Here is a 22,654-nt window from a genome sequence, read left to right as displayed (position 1 = left end):
ACTTGTAAACAAAAAAGGCAATCCCTTCCTAACGCAAAAAAGCAGGGAAACCTCCCCTGCTTTTTATTTTGAAAACTAAACCAACTATTATTTAACTACCATAATACAAACAAAATTAATAATTACTTGCAAATTTCAAAATCTGATGAACAAAAAGTAAATAAATGTTTATTTTTTGTTATTCACTTTGTACAAAATCCCCAATGCCAGAGCTTGGCTATATTGGATTCCCGGATCCTGGTCGATGTCATAAAGACTGATGCTTGTCAAAGTAACATTGATGAAATCGGTAATCTTGGCGGTAAGGGTCACATCCAGCCTATGGTCAATGGTATCCCATGCCAGGGTCTCATAATTGGCATACATCATATACCTGGATTTAATATTGAAATTGTCTGTAATATTTTTATCAAAATTAGCAAAAAGCTGCATGGCCAGCCATTCCATTCTTACCGATTCGCCTTCATGAACCCCATAATTTGTCGGCACATTATTGATAATGTCGGGGTTATTGACAAAGGTAAACCGTGGAGAAAACGGGCCTATCCGCAGGGAAAATTCCTGACTGGGTTTGAATTCCAGCCCTAAGGATGAGGTAAGGAAACCGGGAGCCATAAAATCGGAAATCAGGGATCGCGTACCATCAGCGTTGTATTCGTAGCCTTCGGCAAACTGGCTCAAGAAATTGAGGGAAAAAAATGCCGACCAGCTTCGGGAAAGGGAGTATCCCAGTTTGGTATCCAGGAATATCCGGTCGTTTGATTTCCTCGTTTGTTCTCCCTCATTGCGCACTATCCCAAACAAAAGCTCCAACTCGTTATCCCATGTGACCCTGTCTTTTTGATAAAGGGCTTTTCCTGCTATGATGCTGCCAAAAGCCACAGAATTCACTCCTCCGGCTTTCCAATTGCTGCTGAACCCAGCTTGGTTAAAATTTAGTCCCGCGCTGAATTCTGACTGCCAGTAGGTGGTATCTCTGGCTACTGTATCCGCTAAAACATCCTGTGCTATATCCTGTTCCTCCTCCTGTGCCATCAAAGTGGCAGCGGAAAACCCAAGAAGCAATGCATTTAAGAAAAATTTCTTCATGAGATTGTTTAATTTATGTTATCCATTGGTTTATATTCATATGACCGGAAATGGTAAATGGAATATGTGACAATTTGAATAAATATAATTCAAAATCGAATCAAATTAGTCCCAAAAAAACTATTTGGAAAAGAAATCTTCAACAAATCTATGGAAAATCAAACAGAAAGCACATTAATAGTAAGGGATTTTTTGGCCAGGCAGAGAACAAAATTGGCCAATGACAGGACCCTTCTGGCTTATATCCGAACCAGCCTCTATTTCATAGTAAGCGGGACCGCTCTCGTTAAGGTCACGGATCTCGAAAACGTAAAGGAGCTGGGATATTTTTCCTTTTTAATAAGCGTTGTCCTTTTGATAGTAGGTTTTGCAAGTTACATTAGGGTAAGGAAAAAAATAAAGAAAGGAAATTATCATAAAATGTAACCGCGGCCAAAATCCTCCGCTTCTATTTTTGGTAGGTTTTTTGTATTAAATAGATTTAACCTAAACCAAAATAAAAACACTATGAAAGTTTTCGGGATTATACTGATTGTAATCGGAATCATTATGTTCATCATAACAGGGATCTCATATACCACAGAGGAAACTGTGATAGACGCAGGTCCTCTGGAATTAAGTGCTGAAAAAGAAGAAAGTGTAAACTGGCCACCCTACGCAGGCGGAGTTGCAGTGGTGGCCGGATTGATTTTGGTGGCTATAAACAGGAAAAAATAGACCGGATCACTAAACCACCTATTATTTAAGGAGTGCTATTGTCTGAAATTCAGATAGGCATTCCTTTTTTATATTTGCAGATTATTTCAATTTTTGCAGAAAATAAAGTCAGCGGTTTGAAATTAGCAGCAGTAGACATCGGATCAAATGCAATAAGGTTACAGATCACAAATGTAATCCAATATGAAGGAAAATATAACTTTAAAAAACTGGAGTACCTCCGGTTTCCCCTTAGGTTAGGGAAGGATGTTTTTAACCATAAACAAATCAGTGAGCTAAACAAAAGAAAATTCACCGAATTGATGCGGGCTTTCAAGATTCTCATTGACCTTTATGAGGTGGATGATTGTATGGTCTGCGCCACCTCAGCCATGAGGGAGTCCTCTAATGGCAAAGAGATAGCCGAATGGGTAAAAAATGAAATCGGCCTGAAGATACATATTATTGACGGTAACCGGGAGGCAGAACTCATCAACAAAGCACTCTACAGCTATATCGACAACAGGACATACCTTCATATCGACGTGGGTGGAGGAAGTACAGAATTGAACATCTATAAGAGATCCCAAAAGACAGCAAGCAGGTCTTTTAAAATAGGTTCGGTCCGGTCTATTGACGAAAAAATCACTGCCTCGCTCTGGAGAAAAATGAAATCCTTCATCATAGATAATTTAAGCCAGGAGCACCATGTGATCTGTATCGGTACAGGAGGAAATATCAATAAGGTTTTTGAATTGTCAAATCCCCGGAAAAACAAAAGGTTTTTGGAACTGACTAAAATCAAAGAAATCCAGGAATACCTTGAAAGCTTTTCCTACGACGAACGCATCCACCGCCTGAATCTAAATGAAGACCGGGCCGATGTCATCATTCCTGCCACCAAGATTTATACGGCCGCAATGGAGGCCGCCAACTCCAAAAAAATGATCGTACCGGATGTGGGCTTAAAAGACGGGGTCATGAATTTTCTTTTCGAAAGGAACCTCAACCGGGAAAAAATAAAATAAATACCGGCTAAATCATAAGACCGGTGATCTATTCTAGGAGTTTCACATCCTGGATCATCTCAGGTTCAAGCATGAAAAACTCCTTGTGGACATTAAATGGCTCTTCTCCCTCTCCCGGAGTTTTTGAGACATAACTGCCGTCCTCCTGCATCACATAAGCGTTGACATTATCCCTTAGGTTATAGGCGATGATATTCATCAATTGCCTTTCCAAAAAGGGGGTTTCAACCCTGAACAACGACTCAAGCCTTTTATCAAAACTTCTCACCATGGCATCTGCACTTCCCACATAAGTCCTGTGATCGCCGTTATTGTGGAAATGGTATATTCTGGAATGTTCCAGAAAATCCCCCACAATGGAAATCACCTCAATATTCTCACTCAGGCCTTCCCTTCCCGGCCTTAAACAGCATATCCCCCTCACAATCAGCTTGATAGAAACACCGGCCTGAGATGCCCTGTACAATGAAAATATAAATTCCGAGTCCTCCAACGAGTTGATTTTAATGAATATTCCCGAAGGCAGGCCATTTCTGGCATTTTCGGCCTCTTCCTCTATAAATTCAATGAGCTTGTTTCGCATATCCCTTGGAGAGGTGATGAGGTTTTGATAGCGTGTAGGGGCGGAATGGCCTGTTATAACGTTGAAAAACTCGGATACATCGTTGGCCAATATCTCATTGGTAGTCAACAAACCGATATCCGTATAAATCCGGCTGGTTTCTTCATTGTAATTTCCCGAACCCAGGTGCACATAGCGCGTCACCTTATTTTCCTCTTTCTTGACAATCAACATCAGTTTCGTATGGGTCTTGAAATTGCTTACCCCATAAATGACAAAACATCCGGCTTTCTGGAGTTTTTTGGCTTCCCGGATATTGTTTTCTTCATCAAACCTTGCTTTTACCTCAAACAAGACCGAAACGTGCTTGCCGTTTTCCGCCGCTCTAAGAAGCGCATCCACAATCCTTGAGTTTTTGGCCAGCCTGTAAATGGTCATTTTTATGGCCATCACGTGAGGATCATCAGCGGCTTTGTCCAACAACTCCATGATGGGTTCCATGCTGTTATAGGGATGATGGAGCAAAATATCCTTGTGCTTCAATACTTGAAATATATCTTCGGTCGCTGCATCGGGATAAGAAAGCGGGGGTATCGGGTTGGGGACAGGAGGTATCTTGTCTTTAAACCGCTTATTACCTATTATTTGCCAAACTCCTGTAAAATCCATCATGCTGGATCTTGAAATCTTAAATATACTGTCGTCACTTATGATCCAGCGGTGTTTTAACAAATTGACCATCCACTTGCTGTAGCCCTCCTCGATTTCTATTCTTACCACCCTTCCTGTCTTCCGTTCGTTGAGTTTTCTCTTTACCTCCTCCAGAAAATTGGTATCCATGTCCTCACTTTCCTCTAAGGTGAAATCGCCGTTCCGGGTGATCCTAAAAAGATTGATTGACTCAATGTTTACGTTTCTGAACAAGGAAACAATATGCTCCCTGATCACCTCTTCTATGGGTACATAAATCATCAAATCATCCCTTTCAAGTTCAAAAAAACGGGGAATATTGGAAGGTATCTGTACAAAAGACAGTTTCCGGTTATCCTTCTTGTCACCCTGACTGATCGTGATCACCCCGAATATCAACAGCTTGTTCATCAGAATGGGAAAAGTATGGTAACCGTCAAATACCATCGGCGTAAGCATGGGGTATACGGCCTTGTAAAAATAATCCTTGATGGCTTTCTGCTCATTTTCTTCAAGGTTTTTCACGTTGCTCATAATAAAGCCCGCCTCCTCAGTGGCCGGCAGCAGTTCCCTCACGAAATGCTCCTGCAGCCTCCGGTGAAAATTTTGGGACTCTATCATGAGCTTCATTTTGAAAGTCTCTTCCCTCAACCCTGAATAGTCCACTCTGACTTTGTCATAATCCAGGTAATTGTACAAAGAACCTACCCTGATCATAAAGAACTCGTCCAGGTTAGAGGCTGCGATGGCCAAAAACTTCAACTTCTCAAAAATATTCCTTTGATCTTTTTTAATCTGATCAAATACCCTTTCATTGAACTTTAACCAACTCAGGTCACGGCTGATCAGATCACTGCTATATATGGTTTCTTCAACCCGGTCTTGTCTATCTTGTTGGATCAGTTTCATATCGTAGTGTTTTATAGGTAATTCAAAAAGTAAGGTAATTTTACTAAATTAATCAGAGAATAAAAAAAGGGCTATACAGCCCCCTTCAATTTTTGTTTCCCGAGAAAAACCGTTTTTAGGTGTCTATTTTAGCATATTTGGCGTTTTTCTCGATAAAGTCCCTCCTCGGAGCCACCTCGTCCCCCATTAACATACTGAAAAGGTGATCGGCCTCAGCAGCAGACTCTATGGTTACCTGCTTCAATGTCCTTGTGTTCGGGTCCATAGTCGTGTTCCAAAGCTGTTCGGGGTTCATTTCCCCTAAACCTTTATACCGTTGGATGCCTACACTTTCCACTTTACCGTCCGGAGCCAACTCCTGGGTCACTTGTTTTCTTTCTTCCTCTGTCCAACAATACCTTTCTTCCTTACCTCTTTTCAATAGATAAAGCGGTGGAAGGGCGATATATACGTAACCGTTTTCAATCAGTGCCCGCATATACCTGAAAAACAAAGTAAGGATCAGGGTACGGATATGTGAACCGTCAATATCGGCATCCGTCATGATGATGATTTTATGATACCTGAGGTTGGAAAGGTCCAGTTCCTTTTCATCAGTAGACGTTCCGAACTTCACCCCCAATGCCGTGAGGATATTTTTTATTTCATCGTTATCATAAATTTTGTGCTCATGTGCTTTTTCCACGTTCAGGATTTTACCCTTAAGAGGCAATATGGCCTGAAAATCCCTGTCCCTGCCTTGTTTGGCAGATCCGCCTGCGGAATCCCCCTCCACGAGATACAGTTCGCACACAGAAGGGTCTGAATTGGCACAATCCGCCAGTTTACCCGGTAATCCTCCGCCCCCCAGCACGTTCTTCCGCTGCACCATTTCCCTGGCTTTTTTGGCCGCATGTCTCGCCTGGGCTGCCAGAATAACCTTACCCACTATAATTTTGGCTTCTTTAGGGTGCTCTTCAAGCCACACCTGTAAGGTCTCAGAGACGGCACTGTCCACTGCACCCGTAACATCCGAATTACCTAATTTGGTTTTGGTCTGTCCCTCAAACTGCGGTTCAGCCACTTTGACAGAAATAACCGCCGTCAGCCCTTCTCTGAAATCATCTCCAGAAATTTCGATTTTCACCTTATCCAGCATTCCGGATTTATCGGCATATCCCTTTAAAGTTCTGGTCAAAGCCCTTCTGAAACCTGAGACATGTGTGCCCCCTTCATAGGTGTTAATGGTGTTGACATAGGATACCACATTCTCATTAAAAGAGGAATTGTATCCCATTGCCACCTGCACAGGCACTCCGCCTTTTTCTGTTTCTATGTAAATGGGGCTTTCAATGATCTTCTGTTTGGTCTCATCCAAATATTCCACAAATTCTACCAATCCACCCTCTGAATAAAACTCATCGGACCTGTAGTTCCCTTCTTCATCCTTTTCCCTCAAATCCGTCAGGTGCAACCGTATGCCGGCATTAAGAAAAGCCATTTCCCTCAATCTGGTGGCAATGGTATCGTATTTGTATTCTAAAGTATGAAATATCTCCGCATCCGGCTTAAAATGGACGATAGTCCCTCTTTTATCAGTGGTCCCTATCTCCCTCACCTGGTATTGGGGAACCCCTCTGCTGTACTCCTGTTCAAAAATTTTGTTCCCCCTATGGACCGTCGCCTTCAGGTAGGATGAAAGCGCATTCACACAGGAAACCCCAACCCCGTGCAAACCTCCGGAAACTTTGTAAGTATCTTTATCAAATTTACCGCCGGCATGCAGGACTGTCATTACCACTTCCAATGCTGACCGGTTTTCCTTGGTGTGAAAATCGGTCGGAATCCCTCTCCCGTTGTCCTCCACGGTGACAGAATTGTCCTCATGCACGGTGACGGATATGGTGTCACAATGTCCGGCAAGCGCCTCATCTATTGAGTTATCAACAACCTCCCATATCAAATGATGAAGTCCTTTTACTCCAATATCTCCAATATACATGGCCGGCCTTTTTCTTACAGCCTCAAGACCTTCCAGTACCTGTATGTTTTGGGCAGAATATTCGTTTTTCTTCAACTCTTGTTCTTTATTCATAGAATGTTTTACGGCATTGGTATAGCCACTACCTATACGGAAGTAAAAACCAAATTGCATGCAAAAATATGGAAAAAAATGGAAGAATGCACCTTATTTCCCGGATTAGTTCCGGCAATCATGTATCCCTGGATTTTGCCCCATTTACCCGATAAACAAGCCGTTAAAGCTGGTTTTTTTACGCCCCGGTTTTTGTAGTTTTTAGCACAGCATCAATACTGACCCGAACTGAGCATTACCAAACTGCAGGCAGGGACAACATCTATGTTATGGGCACGGGCCGATTCCATCAACTCCGGGTTTTCCGTGCCAGGATTGAAGATGATCCGGCGGGGCCGGAGAGAAAGGATATACTCCTGCCATTCTTTTTGATTTTTTGGAGCAAGGTAAAGGGTAACCGTATGTACATCCTCTATCGCCGGCTTTAACCTAAGATCCTGGATGGTTTCACCCCCCACCTCCCCCCTTTTTATTCCTACCGGAACAAAAGGCACACTTTTTTCTTTCAACATCTGAGCAGCCACGTAGGCATATCTGGATGGGTTCGGAGAAGCCCCTATAATCACTGTTTTCCTTTCATTCATATTAAAAACCAATCGTTGTTAAGTGTTCGTCCGATGCTAATGACAAATTTCAGACCTAATTTATTATTCGCTTAGAAAAATACTTTTCCAAAAGTTTTTCTGCGCAGCGTTCGCCATCCATGGCCGCTGAGACAATCCCCCCTGCATAGCCTGCCCCCTCCCCGCTGGGGTACAACCTGGCGATCTGAGGGTGTTCAAAAGAATCCTTATCTCTTGGAATCCTCACCGGAGAAGAGGACCTGCTTTCCACCCCAATAATCTGGGCGTCATTGGTGAGATAACCTTTCATTTTTTTGCCAAACGCATCGAATGCCTGCCTCAGCCGCTCTGCAACGAACGCCGGCAGCACATCATCCATGCCCACGGAGGCAAGTCCCGGCTGATAGGATGTGGGCAATAAAGTACTGCTGACCCTTTTATCCATAAAATCAACCATCCGCTGAGCCGGTGCGGTCTGGGTCTTTCCTCCTGCTACCCAGGCCGACTTTTCTATTTCCTGCTGAAACCTCATCGCTGCTAATGGTCCATATTTGTGATAGGCGTCCAAATCCTCCAATTCAACCGCTACCACTATCCCTGAGTTGGCGAATTTACCGTCTCTCCTACTTGGGCTCATGCCATTCACCACAACCTCCCCGGGAGCGGTGGCGGCCGGAACAATAAAACCACCCGGACACATGCAGAACGAAAATACCCCACGTTGCTTTTTCTGATACATGGTTTGTTGTACCAGACTGTACGAGGAAGCCGGAAGATACGGCCCGCGGTCATTTTCACAATGGTATTGGATGCTGTCTATCAGTGCCTGCTCATGTTCAATCCTGACTCCGAGCGCAAATGGCTTTGACGCTATTAATACCTGCTTGCTATCCAACAAGCGGAATATGTCCCGGGCAGAATGCCCCGTTGCCAATATCACCCCCATTCCAAGGATTTTATCGCCGGATTGGGTAACCACTCCCTGAATTTCATTCCCCTGGATAACCAGGTCCGTGACCTTGGTTTCGAAATAAATCTCTCCCCCGGCATCCACTATGGATTGACGAAGTGCCGCTACCAACACTGGCAGTTTATTGGTACCGATATGCGGATGAGCATCTACCAGTATATCTTCTCTTGCCCCATGCGCCACCAGGATTTCCATTATCCTCCGGACGTCACCTCTTTTTTTGGAACGGGTATACAGTTTCCCATCAGAATAAGTGCCCGCACCACCTTCTCCAAAACAGTAATTGGAATCCGGGTTGACAATGTGCTCTTTGTTGATGGCCGCAAGATCCCTTCTTCTTGATTGTACATCCTTACCCCGCTCCAGCACAATCGGCCTAGCACCAAGTTCTATTGCTCTCAACGCTGCAAACAACCCCGTCGGTCCGGCCCCGACGATGATAAGGGGTTCTGACTGTGAAACATGGGGGTAGTTTTTTTCAGCCCGGATAAGGGGTGGCGGGAGTTCATTTACAAATACTTCTGCTGTGACGTTGATTTTTACATCTCGGCTCCTCGCATCGATGGATCTCCGGACTTGCCGGATAACAACATCATCTTCTTTGCCTGGCTGTATTTGACGGGTCACAACTTGTCGAAACCCTTCTTCATCGTATGCCTCTTTTGGGGAAAGGACAAATTGCAGTTCTTTTTTCATTGGTTAAAGTATTTATCCTTAAAAAAGATCACGGTTAAGCCGTCACATCAATGAGACATAAGCATCCATCATCATGATTTCGTTTTTCAGCTTGATTCTCCGAAAACCTCCTGGAGGACCCACCCCTTTCCCCATTCAGCTTTTTCTTCCTCTGTCCATAAATCCGGATAAAATATTACCTTTTGGAAGCGGGGAGGCAGGTATTTCTGCCAGTTGGTTCCTCCGGTGGCCGCTATGTCCATAGGGTCTTTCTGCAGATAACGGACTGCCGATTTGTAATGGGCGAGCGGCCAATATACGTTGGCTTTAAGATCCAGTTCACGCATAAGGTCCGTCAGCTTCTCATCCTTTTCCTGCATGTACAGGTATTTTTTCCAAAGGTTTTTCTTTTGAAATTTTGCGATGAGTTCTTTTAGCTTCTTACCATACTTTTTTTCAAATGATTTCAGCGTAAGTGTTTTTTCTCCGGTAGCAAGCTCCGTGGCACCATACTGCCAGTAGAGAATATCAAAAAGGCTGTCTATGCTCGTCAGATTGATATCCCTATAATCCTCTCTTTCCTGAAGGTAAACCAGGTTTTGAATGTCCGTACACATGATCTCAATCATCCTATACTGGGCGCTTTGAAACCCGCTGGCAGGCAGTAACGACATTCTGAACTTCATGAATTGCTCCCTTTCCATTCCTTTCCACATCACTGCAAAGGAGGATATCAATAAATCAAAATACATAATGACCCTATTTAATCTTTCTTTAAAAAAATCAAGGGAGATTTTTTCCACCTCAGCCATCTGATCCAGTTCCCAAAGAATAAGATTAAAATAAAGTTCGGTGATCTGATGATAGATGATGAAGATTTTTTCATCCTTAAATGAAGTTCTGGGCTGCTGTAAGGTCAAGAGTGTATCCACATTGATATAATCCCAGTAATTGAGGTAATCCGCATGCAAAAGTCCTTCCAGGTAAGAAGACAGGTCCTGTCCGGATGACCTGAATTTTTCTTCCAGCAATTTGATCTTTTCTATGATTTCCTTTTTGGAATATTCCCGGTCCATTTCAAATATTTTCAGGTAAGCTGGTTTTTCTGATATCTTATGATTTAATTCAATAGGAGGTTTTTCCGTCTCCGTAACCTCCTTATAAAACGTAAAAATCATTTTAAAAAGCCAAATAACCAAACCACATGGACAGATTTAGCCCCAAACAACCCCACCCGGGCAAAGACGACTTCAACGGGGTGGATTTTTACCAGACAGAAGCGCTTTATACCCATGAACAGGTGCTTATAAGGGATAGCATCAGAAGTTTTGTAAAAAAAGAGATATCCCCTTATGTGGAAAAATGGGCACAGGAAGCCCATTTCCCTCTGGATATAGTGCCAAAGCTCGGTAAGATTGGGGCATTTGGGCCTCAAATCCCTGAAAGTTATGGAGGTGGAGGATTGGATTACATTTCCTATGGTCTCATCATGCAGGAGCTGGAAAGAGGGGATTCGGGCATTCGGTCCACCGCCTCGGTCCAAGGCTCATTGGTGATGTACCCTATCTTTAAGTTCGGCTCGGAAGCGCAAAAAAGCAAATACCTCCCTAAGTTGGCAACAGGTGAGCTTCTCGGCTGTTTCGGGCTCACCGAGCCGGATTACGGCTCCAATCCAGGTGGAATGGTGACTACTTTTAAAGATAATGGAAACCATTACCTGCTAAACGGCAGCAAAATGTGGATTTCCAATTCACCCGCCGCAGATCTGGCTGTGGTATGGGCCAAAGATGAGTCGGGAAGGATCCATGGGCTTCTGGTTGAAAAAGGAACGCAGGGATTCACAGCCCCTGAAATCCATAACAAATGGTCCTTGAGGGCGTCCTGCACAGGTGAACTGGTCTTTCAGGATGCGGTCATTCCAAAGGAAAACCTGTTACCGCTAAAAAGCGGTCTCGGAGCAGCCCTGATGTGTTTGGACGCCGCCAGATATGGTATCGCCTGGGGGGCTGTCGGTGCGGCCATGGACTGTTATGAAACCGCCAGAAAATATGCATTGCAAAGAATGCAGTTTGGAAAACCCATAGCGGCATTCCAGCTTACACAGAAAAAACTGGCGGAAATGCTTACGGAAATCACCAAAGCCCAGCTGTTGAACTGGAGACTCGGCTCGCTGATGAATGAGGGAAGGGCCAGCAGCGCCCAGATTTCGATGGCCAAAAGAAATAATGTGTCCATGGCTTTGGAAGTGGCAAGAACTTCACGTCAGATTCTCGGCGGAATGGGAATTACCGGAGAATATCCTGTCATGCGCCACATGATGAACCTGGAATCTGTCATTACCTATGAAGGCACCCACGATATTCACTTGCTCATATTGGGTCAGGAAATCACCGGGATCCAGGCCTTTAATTAATCCTGCTTTTGATGACTACCGTCTGGGTGGGATTCAGGGGATCATTGCTGAATATCGTCAGGGTTTTATGATCTATCCCACGCCTTCCCCGGGGATCAAAGGTAAGAACAAGGTCCATTTTTTCACCGACTTCCAAATCATACTTTGGAACATCATAGGACAAACAACCGCAGTTTGTGACGATTTTACGGATGTTTAAAGGTTGTGCGCCGGCATTTTCCATGGTGATAATCCTGGAAACTGAATTCGAGGCCCGGATTTTCTGAAGATCCACTTCATTTTCCTTGATTCGAAGTTTGGGCTGGTTGTCGATTTCCGTTACGGGCACAGGATCAAAATGTTCATGAACGGTGGTGACCAAGTTCAGCGTTATGTCTTTTTTTTCAAAGGTCAATAGAGACAGTTTAAATTCTTCCTGTAAAAAGCCTAGGTCCATTGCCATGGCGGGATCATAGGTAATTTCCAGTACGGCTCTCGATTTGGGCTGGGCGACAGCAGGAATCATCCTGACCTTAATATGCTCTGGAAGGTCTTGCTGAACTTGGTTCAATTGTACCGGATAATCATTAAAATTATAAAAATCCAAAGGTTTGACTTTCGGCTTATCCGTAAAAACCGTTCCCAGGTTGATCACGGGAAGGGCAAATCCCAGACCTTCTTTGTTCACTTTGTAATGCTTTTGGACATCCCCCGGCATGGGGACGTTTATCCCTTCCAAAAACAAAGAATCCCCATCCGTGTCGATATTGGTGCGGACAAGCACCATTTTTGAAAAGGACCCGCCCCTTGACTGTGGATCAAACCTGACCTTCACCAAACCTATTTTATCCTTGAATAAAGTGTCTGTAGTATACTCCGCAGCAGTGCAACCACAATCCGTGATCACATCCTCCACGTAAACCGGAAAATCCGCTTTATTTACAAAATAAAATTCGGCTGTCGCCTCCCCATTCTCTTCCAAGACCGCCCCTAAATTAATGATATTGTTTTCCCACACCAAAGGGCTGTTTCCAACTACCTGGCTGCTAGCCACCAACGGCACAAACCAGATCAGGATACACATGTAAACCGAAAAACCTTGCTTTTCCATACTTGCAAATAACGTGAAAATAAGCCCAAATTATCTCTTTATTTGTTTAATTTGCGGCAAAAATTTACCAATGGCTAGAGTATTAACAGGAATACAGAGTTCAGGACAACCCCATCTCGGAAATATTTTGGGCGCCATCGTCCCCGCCATAGAGCTCACAAAAAAAGAGAACAACGAATCATTCATATTTATTGCCGACATGCACTCCCTTACCACCATCAAAGATGGAAAAGAAAGAGAGGAAAACGTGCGTGCAGTGGCTGCTGCCTGGTTGGCATTCGGGTTGGATATCCACAAAACTGTTTTTTACAGGCAATCCAGAATTCCCGAAGTCACCGAACTCACTTGGTACCTGAGCTGTTTCACGCCCTACCCCATGCTGGCCAACGCCCATAGTTTCAAGGATAAATCCGATCGCCTTTCCGATGTCAATGCGGGGCTTTTTATCTATCCTGTTCTGATGGCTGCTGACATTCTGCTTTATGAGGCTGACCTTGTCCCGGTGGGAAAAGACCAGCTGCAACACCTGGAAATCACCAGAGATATTGCCAGCACCTTTAATCACAAAATGGAGGAAGAACTGCTTACTTTACCCGAACCGAGAATCAGTGAAGAAGTGATGATCATTCCCGGTACCGACGGACAGAAAATGAGCAAGTCCTACAACAACTACATAGACATATTTCTTCCTGAAAAAGCCCTTAAAAAGAATATCAATGCCATCATCACCGACAGCACGCCGTTGGAAGAGCCCAAGGACCCGGATTCCTGTACGGTGTTCAAACTTTACAGTCTGATGGCTGAAAAAGCACAAACCGCCGATCTAAGGGAGAAATACCTCGGAGGTAATTTTGGCTATGGACATGCGAAAAAAGAACTGCTTTCCCTAATACTGGAAAAATATAAAGAACAGAGGGAGCGGTACAATCATTTTATATCCAACCCGCAAGAACTCGAAAAAAAACTTGCCGAAGGAGAGAGGAAAGCAAAAGAAACAGCTGCCCATCTTTTGGACAGGATCCGTCGAAAACTTGGTTTCCGTTAAGGCATAAACACCTCACGAATGGCTTCTAAGTAACCGAATCCATGCCCTTCAGTAGGTTCAATATGGTTCCCTTCCAGGTATTCATTCCAACAACATACCATGAGGGTATTGCCGTTGTTTTCTTTATGGGATAAGATCACCTTCCTGGCTTCTTCCAATTTTGCCTTAAATGTAGCCTTATTGCTGATTACCCGGTCTTTTTGAGGTTCACTGGGCACACCCGTCTGCTGTGGCCAAGTCCCACCGGCAGGTCTCCTGTCCCATCCCATAGCCACCGGCACCTGGTACTCAAAGCCGGGGTCGTTTTTATAATATTCGCTCCACTTTTGCCAATGACCACGATATGTTTTTCTCATATCCTGGTAACTTCTGTTCTCCTGATCATAAAAATTATGGTAAAGGTACCCTGTCATTCCTTCAAATCCCATTTTTTTTAACCTTGGGACATAATCCTGAAACAACATCCTATTACCGTAGGTGCCTCCTGCCCATGGTTTATTCGGGTCATTTGGTCTCCATGTGGTCGGCATGGCATAAGGCCTCAACCGCTCGGTCATGGCCCCCGAGGTTACCGCGATGAATTTAATCCCAGGAAAACCCTCTTTTTTGGCCAGGTCCTGGGATCTTTTCAAAAGGTCCCCTAAGCTTATACCGTAATAAGAAGCCCGGGCCTCCGTATCATGTGGAAAATAAAAATACACAATGGGTCTTCCCCTTTCGTCTTTTAAATAGTCTTTTCTCTTAAAGTACTGATGGATCCACGTTAAGGTAATTTTGTCATGAACCTGGAGATACAGGTTTTTATCAGGGTTTTCGCCGGGGTAATTGATACGTGTCTTGATGTTTCCAGGAGAAGCCATGGCCAACCATTGGGTCCAGCGGCTCTCGCTGTCGTCACACCAGTTGATGGCAAATTTCATCTGCCGGTCAGCAGGAAGTTTTTCATTTTCGGCAAGAAGGACCTTGAGTTGACCGTCCCATTCTTCGAGACCGGGTACTTTTACCCTTCCATCTCTTTTACTGTCCACCGGCCACCCCTCTGGATAAAACAAGCGTGCCTGGGGGGCAAAATGCATGTGGTAATAATAATGCCTTCCAAAAAACCAATTATAGGCAAAAAAATCTATGCCATAGGCTTTCATGTATTCAAGCTGTTTTTTTGCTACCTCCGGATCATCCCTCCTATAAAACCCTTTAAGTTCAGGAATGGGTTTTTTATCCAGAAAAGGCCCCTCATAAGGATATTGCCGGCTATATATCCGCCCTTTTGGGCCCCAAGAGGCCTGATCATAAAGATAAGAGCAATTTTCTCTTCCCTTCAAACACTCCCAAAAACTATCCCTGTCAATTTTCCGGTCTGCGGAAGTATTCCAGGAAGGCATAAAATAAACCCCAACTTGAACCTTTTCCGTTTCCCCCACCTTTCTCAATTGGGAAGAAGTGACCCGGTCTCCTGTTTCCTCATCTCCGGAAGAATTTCCCTTGCCACCCGCATCTTTTTCCATCCTTTCCTTATCCGTGCCTGACTGGGTTAAAATATGGGAAAACCCAGCACAAGATAGGAAGGCAGCACAAGCCGACATAAAAAATAGGAACGTATTAAATCCTCTTCTCATAGGCATCCAATCTACCCAAAAATGCTATTTGCGGCCGAGGTATTGTTTTTTATAAAACCTCAACGTGATCTCCACAGATCCTTAAGGGACCTTCCGTTGATCACCATCACAAACCTTGCCGGATTAGGAACCAATGCAATCCTCACATCCTGTCCATCAAACTGTTCAGATTCAATGGGGACACCTTCCATTCCCTGTACTTCATAAGACACGACTCCCCTGGCATCGGCCTGCATAGGCACATATTTGTTGGCCAGGTAAGCCGAAGGCAAAAGCACCTCGTTGTCAGAATCCAAGGCATCATAAATAGCCTCCAACTCCCTTTCGAGATCTTCCCCAAACTCCTCATTTAAGGTATCTTCCAGGTCGTGAAGTTCCTCTTCTATTTCATCATAGTCAGGATCAGCATAGGTGGTCTGGCTAAGCCTGATCCTAAGTTCTACTATCCTGGTAAGGTCTTTGTCAAGTTTATTTAAATCCATAAAAATACTGTTATGAACATGAAGGTATAGAATCTGAAAAGATAATCCAAAACGGAAAATTAAAAATTATATTCAGAAAGCTACATTCAAATTAATTCTGACTAAATTATACTTTAATCCACATTAATTACTATATTTTCGATTCGTATTATCTCATTGATCACTAAACTTTTTACCAAAATATGACTGACGAATCAATTATCAAAAAAGCCGAATCTTGGCTCAACAGTAATATTGACCCCAAAAGTAAGCAAGAGATTCAGGATTTATTGGCAGCGGAGAACCAAACCGAACTTATAGATGCTTTCTACCGGGACCTGGAATTTGGCACCGGGGGGTTACGGGGTATTATGGGAGTGGGCTCCAACCGCATGAATATTTATACGGTGGGCATGGCGACCCAGGGATTGGCCAACTACCTCAAAACAAGTTTTGCCGGGCAGGAAATAAAAGTGGCCATCACCCATGACTCAAGGATCAACAACACGCTCTTTGCGGAGACGACTGCGAATGTAATGACAGCCAATGGCATCAAAGTCAAATATTTCCGTGAAATGCGGCCTACACCTATGCTTTCATTTGCCATCAGGCATTACGGCTGTCAGAGCGGCGTCATGGTGACTGCTTCCCACAACCCAAAAGAATACAACGGATACAAAGTATACTGGGAAGATGGTGGCCAGATAGTGGCCCCCCATGACAAAAACATCATCAATGAGGTCCTGAAAATAAAATCGGCTGATGAGGTAAAATGGGACAAAAACGACGCCCTCAAAGAATTCATTGAGGAGGATTTTGATTTGGTATACCTCAATGAGGTTAAAAAACTAAGCATGTCTCCAGAGGCGATCCTTACCCAAAAAGACATGACGATCGTGTTTTCCCCCATTCATGGCGCATCGGGCAAAATGGTTCCGGCCGCATTAAAAGTATTCGGATTTGAAAACATCCATGTGGTCAAAGAACAAATCGAACCGGATGGCAATTTCCCCACGGTCAAATACCCCAACCCCGAAGAAGCGGAAGCGTTGGATCTTTCCATCAGACTTGCCAGAGAAATCCAGGCGAACCTGGTGTTGGCCTGCGACCCTGACGGGGACCGGTATGCAGCCGTAATCCCTAACGAAAAAAAAGAATATGAACTCTTAAACGGAAACCAGACCGGGGCCATCATTACTTATTATCTGCTCAATCAATGGAGGGAAAAGGGCAGACTTACCGGAGAACAATTTGTCGTCAGCACCATTGTCACCACGGATCTGATCGGAAAAATATGTGATGGCTTTGATGTCAGGTATTATTCTGTCCTGACCGGTTTCAAGAATATTGCCTCCATAATATTGGCCAATGAAGGCAAAAAGCAGTTCATTGCCGGAGGGGAGGAAAGTTATGGCTTCCTGGTGGGGGATTTTGCCAGAGACAAAGATGGCATATCCGCCTGCGCGATAGTGGCAGAAATAGTGGCCTATTACAGATCGAAAGGTAAAATCCTCATAGATGTTCTGGCAGAAATATACATGCAGTTCGGGTTCTACAAAGAATCTCTGATCTCCATTACAAAGAAAGGAAAGGACGGTGCCGAACAAATTCAACAGTTGATGCATGGTTTCAGGTCCAACCGCCCCAAAACCATCAACGGTATAAAGGTTATCAAAATCATCGATGTATCGGAAAGCAAGGTCTATGATATGATAAACGGTACCGAAGCACCTCTTGACCTTGACAAATCCAATGTGATCCAGTTTTATCTGGAAGACGGCGGCAAAATTTCAGCCCGCCCTTCGGGCACAGAACCCAAAATAAAATACTACATTTCTGTCAACGAAAAACTCCCTGACAGGGAAGCCTATAGGGCGGTAGAGGCTTCTCTGGAGAGACGGATTGAGGCACTGAAAAAATTCTTTGAGTAGAAGAATTTCTTGGAGATTAGACGTATAGCCTAAACTTTAAAATAAAAAGAAGGCAGGCGGCAGGGCAAAAGATCCCCGGCTGCCTTCTTTTTTTGATTAAACGCTATATACGCGACACCTTATCTTCTGGCAAAGTTATGTTGAGACTGAGGACCGGAAGATCCAGATAGGATATGAGATTTTCCGTAACACTTGGAGAAAACAATTGTTGAAGGTCATTCCTTCCGTGTGTGATGATGGCTACCGCATCGGCTCCTGTGTTTTGGGCAAACTGAATGATCCCCCGCTCCACTTTATAGGCGCTGTAAATGTGAACCGGATAGGTATAACTGCCGAATTGAGCCAAAAAACCGTCGGCCAGTTGCATGATTTGGGAATTCTCCAAAAAGTCAGCAGGTGTATTGACATACAGAAGTTCGGGTTCAGCGCCTATCAGGCGCACCATATCACTGATTTTCTGAAAAGCCCTTCCTGATTCAATCTTAAAATCGGTTGCCAGGATAACTTTTTTCAATTGGAAAGCTTTGTGGGTCTCTCTGACCACCAGTACGGGGAGGTGGGATTTCCTGAGCACCGTATAGGTATTAGATCCCAGGACATGCTGCTTAAAGCCATACTTGCCATGTGAACCCATGACGATCATCTCAATGCTATCCAGACCGAGGAATTTGATAAGCTGTTCTTTGCCGTCACTAAAGTGCAAATAATCTGTGGCGGCAATTCCCTGGGCTGTCGTATCCCTCACCCTGTCTGCCAATAATATCCTGGCTTGTTTTATGGCTGCCCGGGTGTCTGGAAACAACTTCTCCTGTTCTATACTTAACTTAGACCAATTGACAGGTGTCAAATACACGTGCATCAACAGGATTTCAGCCTGGGTTTTCTGGGCGATCGTCCTTGCAAATTCCAATGCCGCATCGGCATAAGGGGAGAAATCGGTGGGGACAAGTATTTTTTTCATGCGGTTAAAGTTTATTTCAATCTTATCAAGCCTGATACAAATTACGACATCTTCAACTGCTTACTTCCTACTTACGTCATCAGGAAACATGATAGATATCACTCGAAGGAGAGAGGGGAAAGGTGCGATGGGCACAACCGGTTAAGGGAACGGAGAATGCTGCGGGGATCCGTAGGTTAAAACTTACGGTTATCAGATCCGTCGTGCCTCTGGCACTATTTGAAGGAGGGCGCGCTTGAATTACCAGAGCTCCATAGGAGCGGCCGATGGGCTAATCATGGGTTTCAACCCATGGACCAGGACGAAGGCAAAAGTCCCATAGGTAAAAGCGATTCTATGGATATCGAAGCAGGATACAAAAAAGAAACAAAAAGAGGCACCTGAATGCTTATCCAAGTGCCTTTTTTCAAGAGCCCCCTGCCGGGATCGAACCAGCGACCTACTGATTACAAGTCAGTTGCTCTACCAGCTGAGCTAAGGAGGCTTTTTTTGTTTATATTCCAACATCCGTCTTTATCGGACGTTATCAGCATCCAGCGGAAGGCCACCCAGTGTAGGTGTTTTTTCCCAAATGCGAGTGCAAATATAGCCCCGTCCCGCATACATGCCAAACTATTTAAAAACATTTTTAGAAGGACAAAATTATCCTTCTAAAAATGAGGGCATTAAAATTCCCTGATGATGGACAGCTTCTTCTTTAACCTGTCAACTTCCTGTTCCGCTTTATCTATCTTTTCCTCAAACTGGTCCTTGAGTTTGTCCGCGGTTTTGGAAGCGGCAAAAAACTCCAGATTGTTCTTCCACAAGGTAATATTGTTTTCGAGATCGGAAATCTGCTTTCTGATTCCGTGTTCCTTTTTATTAAGAACTCTGGCACTGTTGGGATCGGACTGCAGTTTGTTAAGATTGAGCCTGAAGAGAAAATCGTCCTTGTCTTCTCCTTCAAGGTCTAATTTTGAAACAAATTCATTCACCGCCCCATTGAATTTAGCGGCAATTTCCTTCATGTTCTTCCTCGGTACAAAACCAATGTCCCCATACTGCTGAATCAGTTCCTCCAAAATCTCCTTACTTGGGTCATCCGACTTCGCTTCCTCCAATATGCTCTCACAGATCGTTTCTTTGGCTTTCAGATTTTCTTCAAACTCCTTATTGACCTCCTTATTGGCATTCCTCCGGTTATCAAAAAAAGTGTCACAGGCTGTCTTGAACCGGCTATAAAGGGCATCTCTGTACTTTTCAGGCATAGGTCCAAGGTTTTTCCACTCCTTTTGCAACTGAATCAGGTGATTGGAGGTATTTTTCCAGTCGGTACTTTCCATATAGGATTCCGCTTCAGCTATCAGTTTCTCGGCATTTTCCTTGTTTTGTTGCCTTATTTCATCCAGTTCCTTAAAAAACTGGTTTTTATGATGAAAAAACTGTTTAAAAAGGCCCCAAAAGGTCTTGTTGATTTCCTTTCCGTTTTCTCTCGGAACAGGCCCGATGGATTCCCATTCCTTTTGTATGGCCAGGATTTCTTTGGTCTTGGTGTTCCAATCCCTTATTCTGTCCGCCTTGAAATCCTTAAACTCCCCTAACCTTCCAATCAGTTTTTCCTTCAATTCCTGATTGGTTTTAAAGGCTTCCTTCTGATTCTCGAAATATTCCTTTCTCCTGGAATATACCGCATCTGAGGCGGCCTTAAACCTCTGCCATAAAGCTTCCTGCTCCTCCCTGGGTACCGGACCGATGTGCTTAAACTCCTCGTGCAGATCGTTGAGGGCTTTTATCGCTTCTTTGATGTCTTCAAGTCCGGATAATCCTTCCGCTTTTTCACATAATTCCAGCTTGCTTTCAAGGTTCTTCTTCCTGTCCAGCTCCTTTAACTCGAAATAAATGCTGCGGTTGTCGTAAAACCTATCCATCAGGGCATTATATGACGCCCAAAGGTTTTTATTCTGGTTATGGGGAACAGAACCGATCTTTTTCCACTCTTCCTGAATCCCTTTGATGGTTTCGATACTATGTGTGGTTTCTTCACCATCCACCAGCTCTCTGAGTTTGTCTAAGATCTGGTTCTTGGCCTGCGCGTTTTTCTCCTTATTTTTTTCTATTTCCCTTACCTGTTGGGACTTCTTCTCCTTAAACTGATGATAAACCGCAAAAAACTCTTTGTCCTCGTCAGAGCCTCTGTAATCAAAGTCATCTTCTTCTCCCCCTTCCCTCACAAACTGACTCAAGGCAGCTTCTTTTTCCTTTTGGAAATATTCGTCATAGTGGGATTTTAAGTCTTGAACATGGGGATCATTTTTTATACAATCCTCTTCCTTTAAAAACCCCTTCAACGCATGAAGCAATTGTTTTTTACTGAAATTATGAAAATCATATTCATCATGATCCTCATGGTCATGATGCTCCTCTTCTTCTTCTTTACTCATTTCAGCGGCCTCATTTATACCCAAGTCCTTATTAGCAGGCGTTTCTTGGGTCACCTTATTGTCTTGTTCGGACATTTCTTTATCCTTATCCATAGTAAATTATCGTATTCCTACTTAATTCAACGCATATGAACAAAAGTAGTGATTTTGGTTCAATTTAATCTTGGGTCAATTGGATAATTTGCCAAAACCTGGAAATCGCCCCCCATATTCTTCAATATCACCCGCCATAGCTCGTCAGGCTCAGCGGAAAAAATGCTTTTCGTATGCACATTATTGCATAATATCCAGGTGTTTTCCGAAAGTTCTTCGTCCAGTTGGCCTGTTGTCCACCCTGAATAGCCAATAAAAAACCTAAAATCGGAGATATCTACAAGGCCAATTTTATGTTTTTCCATCAGCTCTTCAAAGCTTCCTCCCCACCACAAATGGCTGCCAAGTGATACGCTTCCTTCCAACTGCTTTTCTCCATAATAAATAAAATGAAGCGTGTTCTGTTCGACAGGACCGCCTACATAGACCTCCTTGTCCAGCGTCTCACATCCATCGAGAAGGTCGTTCAGTTTAAAAATCGACAGTTTGTTCAATACCAGTCCAAAGGAGCCTTTCTCATTGTTTTCACACAATAAGACCACCGACCTCACGAAGTTCTCATCCTGAAGGAAAGGTTCAGAGATCAACAGGCATCCTGAATGGGGAACTATGTTTGAATCCAAATTCATTAATATTCATTCATATGAGGCATTAAGATAAAGCAAAAAAACTTAAATCCAATATATTTGTATTTCAAAATTAATTTTCTGACCATATTTTGAACCCAATGAAAATAGCGGACTTGAGAAAGGAATATTCCTCCAAATCTTTAGACATAAAAGGGATGAACCAGAATCCTTTGGAACAATTCAAGGCTTGGTTTAAAGAGGCCATCCATTCAGAAATTATCGAGCCAAACGCCATGCATCTTGCCACCGTCAAAAAAAACAACCGGCCTACAGGCAGGGTGGTATTGCTGAAAGATGTGGATAACGGATTTGTGTTTTACACCAATTATGAAAGCAACAAGGGAAGAGAGCTGGAGGAAAACCCTTTTGCCTCCCTTACTTTTTTCTGGCCCGAACTGGAACGACAGGTAAGGATAGAGGGGACCGTTGAAAAGACTTCCGCCAAGGAATCAGATGACTATTTTCTCAGCAGGCCTTACGAAAGCCAGATCGGCGCCTGGAGCAGTCCTCAAAGTAAAGCCATCCCGGACAGGAAATTTCTCGAACAAAAAAAAGAAGAGATGGAAAATAAATTCAAAGGTAAAGACCTCATCAGACCTTCTCATTGGGGGGGATACAGGGTTACGCCCTATGAAATCGAGTTTTGGCAAGGACGGCCAGCCAGACTGCATGACCGGATCAGCTACCATCTGGATGAAGGAGGTAATTGGATACTTACAAGGTTGGCCCCATAGGCTGA

Annotated in this window: 19 protein-coding genes and 1 tRNA gene; 7 read left to right on the top strand and 13 right to left on the bottom strand. The window is 43.9% G+C overall.

Features of this window, described 5'->3' with window-relative positions; translation table 11 throughout:
* Positions 1-168 precede the first annotated feature (168 nt).
* Positions 169-1,089, bottom strand: a complete 921-nt coding sequence (locus ACFPFU_RS12120; RefSeq protein ID WP_377064829.1) for a DUF3078 domain-containing protein — start codon at positions 1,087-1,089, stop codon at positions 169-171.
* A gap of 150 nt (positions 1,090-1,239) precedes the next feature.
* Between ACFPFU_RS12120 and ACFPFU_RS12115 the strand changes: the two genes are divergently transcribed.
* From ACFPFU_RS12115 to ACFPFU_RS12105, 3 genes are all read left to right on the top strand, one after another.
* A complete protein-coding gene (locus ACFPFU_RS12115; protein WP_377064827.1) occupies positions 1,240-1,515 on the top strand; it encodes a DUF202 domain-containing protein in 276 nt (91 codons plus the stop codon).
* Between the two features lie 81 nt (positions 1,516-1,596).
* A complete protein-coding gene (locus ACFPFU_RS12110; protein ID WP_377064825.1) occupies positions 1,597-1,806 on the top strand; it encodes a hypothetical protein in 210 nt (69 codons plus the stop codon).
* Positions 1,807-1,922: 116 nt separating this feature from the next.
* Positions 1,923-2,813, top strand: a complete 891-nt coding sequence (locus tag ACFPFU_RS12105) for a Ppx/GppA phosphatase family protein (RefSeq protein WP_377064823.1) — start codon at positions 1,923-1,925, stop codon at positions 2,811-2,813.
* Positions 2,814-2,841: 28 nt separating this feature from the next.
* Here the strand turns inward: ACFPFU_RS12105 and ppk1 are convergent, their stop codons facing one another.
* The 5 genes from ppk1 to ACFPFU_RS12080 all read right to left on the bottom strand — a co-directional run bounded on the left by ppk1 (position 2,842) and on the right by ACFPFU_RS12080 (position 10,332).
* Complete coding sequence (gene ppk1 / locus ACFPFU_RS12100) at positions 2,842-4,974, bottom strand: polyphosphate kinase 1 (protein WP_377064821.1); 2,133 nt, start codon at positions 4,972-4,974, stop codon at positions 2,842-2,844.
* A gap of 115 nt (positions 4,975-5,089) precedes the next feature.
* Positions 5,090-7,048 (bottom strand): DNA topoisomerase (ATP-hydrolyzing) subunit B, encoded by a 1,959-nt coding sequence (gyrB, locus tag ACFPFU_RS12095; RefSeq protein WP_377064819.1) that lies wholly within the window; start codon positions 7,046-7,048, stop codon positions 5,090-5,092.
* A gap of 212 nt (positions 7,049-7,260) precedes the next feature.
* A complete protein-coding gene (locus ACFPFU_RS12090) occupies positions 7,261-7,632 on the bottom strand; it encodes a CoA-binding protein (protein WP_377064817.1) in 372 nt (123 codons plus the stop codon).
* 55 nt (positions 7,633-7,687) lie between these two features.
* Complete coding sequence (locus ACFPFU_RS12085; RefSeq protein ID WP_377064815.1) at positions 7,688-9,277, bottom strand: NAD(P)/FAD-dependent oxidoreductase; 1,590 nt, start codon at positions 9,275-9,277, stop codon at positions 7,688-7,690.
* 86 nt (positions 9,278-9,363) lie between these two features.
* A complete protein-coding gene (locus tag ACFPFU_RS12080; protein WP_377065197.1) occupies positions 9,364-10,332 on the bottom strand; it encodes a tryptophan 2,3-dioxygenase family protein in 969 nt (322 codons plus the stop codon).
* 128 nt (positions 10,333-10,460) lie between these two features.
* On the opposite strand from ACFPFU_RS12080, the gene ACFPFU_RS12075 reads away from it, so the two are divergent.
* Positions 10,461-11,669: an acyl-CoA dehydrogenase family protein gene (locus tag ACFPFU_RS12075; protein WP_377064813.1), complete on the top strand. Its 1,209-nt coding sequence runs from the start codon at positions 10,461-10,463 to the stop codon at positions 11,667-11,669.
* Here ACFPFU_RS12075 and ACFPFU_RS12070 read toward each other — a convergent pair.
* Entirely contained in the window at positions 11,662-12,759 is a 1,098-nt protein-coding gene (locus ACFPFU_RS12070) for a DUF1573 domain-containing protein (protein WP_377064811.1), read from the bottom strand. The genes ACFPFU_RS12075 and ACFPFU_RS12070 overlap by 8 nt on opposite strands.
* Before the next feature lie 70 nt (positions 12,760-12,829).
* Here ACFPFU_RS12070 and trpS point away from each other — a divergent pair, with 70 nt between their 5' ends.
* Positions 12,830-13,804, top strand: coding sequence for a tryptophan--tRNA ligase (gene trpS, locus ACFPFU_RS12065; RefSeq protein ID WP_377064810.1), 975 nt, complete (start codon positions 12,830-12,832; stop codon positions 13,802-13,804).
* Here the strand turns inward: trpS and ACFPFU_RS12060 are convergent.
* Together ACFPFU_RS12060 and ACFPFU_RS12055 are read right to left on the bottom strand one after the other, a co-directional pair.
* On the bottom strand, positions 13,801-15,420 hold the full coding sequence (locus tag ACFPFU_RS12060) for a glycoside hydrolase family 99-like domain-containing protein (RefSeq protein ID WP_377064809.1): 1,620 nt from the start codon (positions 15,418-15,420) through the stop codon (positions 13,801-13,803). The genes trpS and ACFPFU_RS12060 overlap by 4 nt on opposite strands.
* A 59-nt stretch (positions 15,421-15,479) precedes the next feature.
* The gene (locus ACFPFU_RS12055; protein ID WP_377064808.1) at positions 15,480-15,902 is read right to left on the bottom strand and encodes a hypothetical protein; all 423 of its coding nucleotides are present in this window, start codon (positions 15,900-15,902) and stop codon (positions 15,480-15,482) included.
* A gap of 182 nt (positions 15,903-16,084) precedes the next feature.
* Here ACFPFU_RS12055 and ACFPFU_RS12050 point away from each other — a divergent pair, with 182 nt between their 5' ends.
* Complete coding sequence (locus ACFPFU_RS12050; RefSeq protein WP_377064806.1) at positions 16,085-17,812, top strand: phospho-sugar mutase; 1,728 nt, start codon at positions 16,085-16,087, stop codon at positions 17,810-17,812.
* A gap of 103 nt (positions 17,813-17,915) precedes the next feature.
* Here the strand turns inward: ACFPFU_RS12050 and ACFPFU_RS12045 are convergent, their stop codons facing one another.
* From ACFPFU_RS12045 to ACFPFU_RS12030, 4 genes are all read right to left on the bottom strand, one after another.
* A complete protein-coding gene (locus ACFPFU_RS12045; protein ID WP_377064804.1) occupies positions 17,916-18,773 on the bottom strand; it encodes a universal stress protein in 858 nt (285 codons plus the stop codon).
* A gap of 411 nt (positions 18,774-19,184) precedes the next feature.
* Positions 19,185-19,257 (bottom strand) — tRNA-Thr (locus tag ACFPFU_RS12040).
* 181 nt (positions 19,258-19,438) lie between these two features.
* The gene (locus tag ACFPFU_RS12035; RefSeq protein WP_377064802.1) at positions 19,439-21,286 is read right to left on the bottom strand and encodes a DUF349 domain-containing protein; all 1,848 of its coding nucleotides are present in this window, start codon (positions 21,284-21,286) and stop codon (positions 19,439-19,441) included.
* 59 nt (positions 21,287-21,345) lie between these two features.
* Positions 21,346-21,915: a YqgE/AlgH family protein gene (locus ACFPFU_RS12030; RefSeq protein WP_377064800.1), complete on the bottom strand. Its 570-nt coding sequence runs from the start codon at positions 21,913-21,915 to the stop codon at positions 21,346-21,348.
* Positions 21,916-22,013: 98 nt separating this feature from the next.
* Here ACFPFU_RS12030 and pdxH point away from each other — a divergent pair, with 98 nt between their 5' ends.
* A complete protein-coding gene (gene pdxH / locus ACFPFU_RS12025; protein ID WP_377064798.1) occupies positions 22,014-22,649 on the top strand; it encodes a pyridoxamine 5'-phosphate oxidase in 636 nt (211 codons plus the stop codon).
* Positions 22,650-22,654: the final 5 nt, after the last annotated feature.

It is taken from the genome of Negadavirga shengliensis, assembly GCF_042652345.1.
Lineage (GTDB): Bacteria > Bacteroidota > Bacteroidia > Cytophagales > Cyclobacteriaceae > Negadavirga > Negadavirga shengliensis.
Note: the sequence above shows the minus strand (reverse complement) of the source record. Positions and strands in the feature narration are given on the sequence as shown.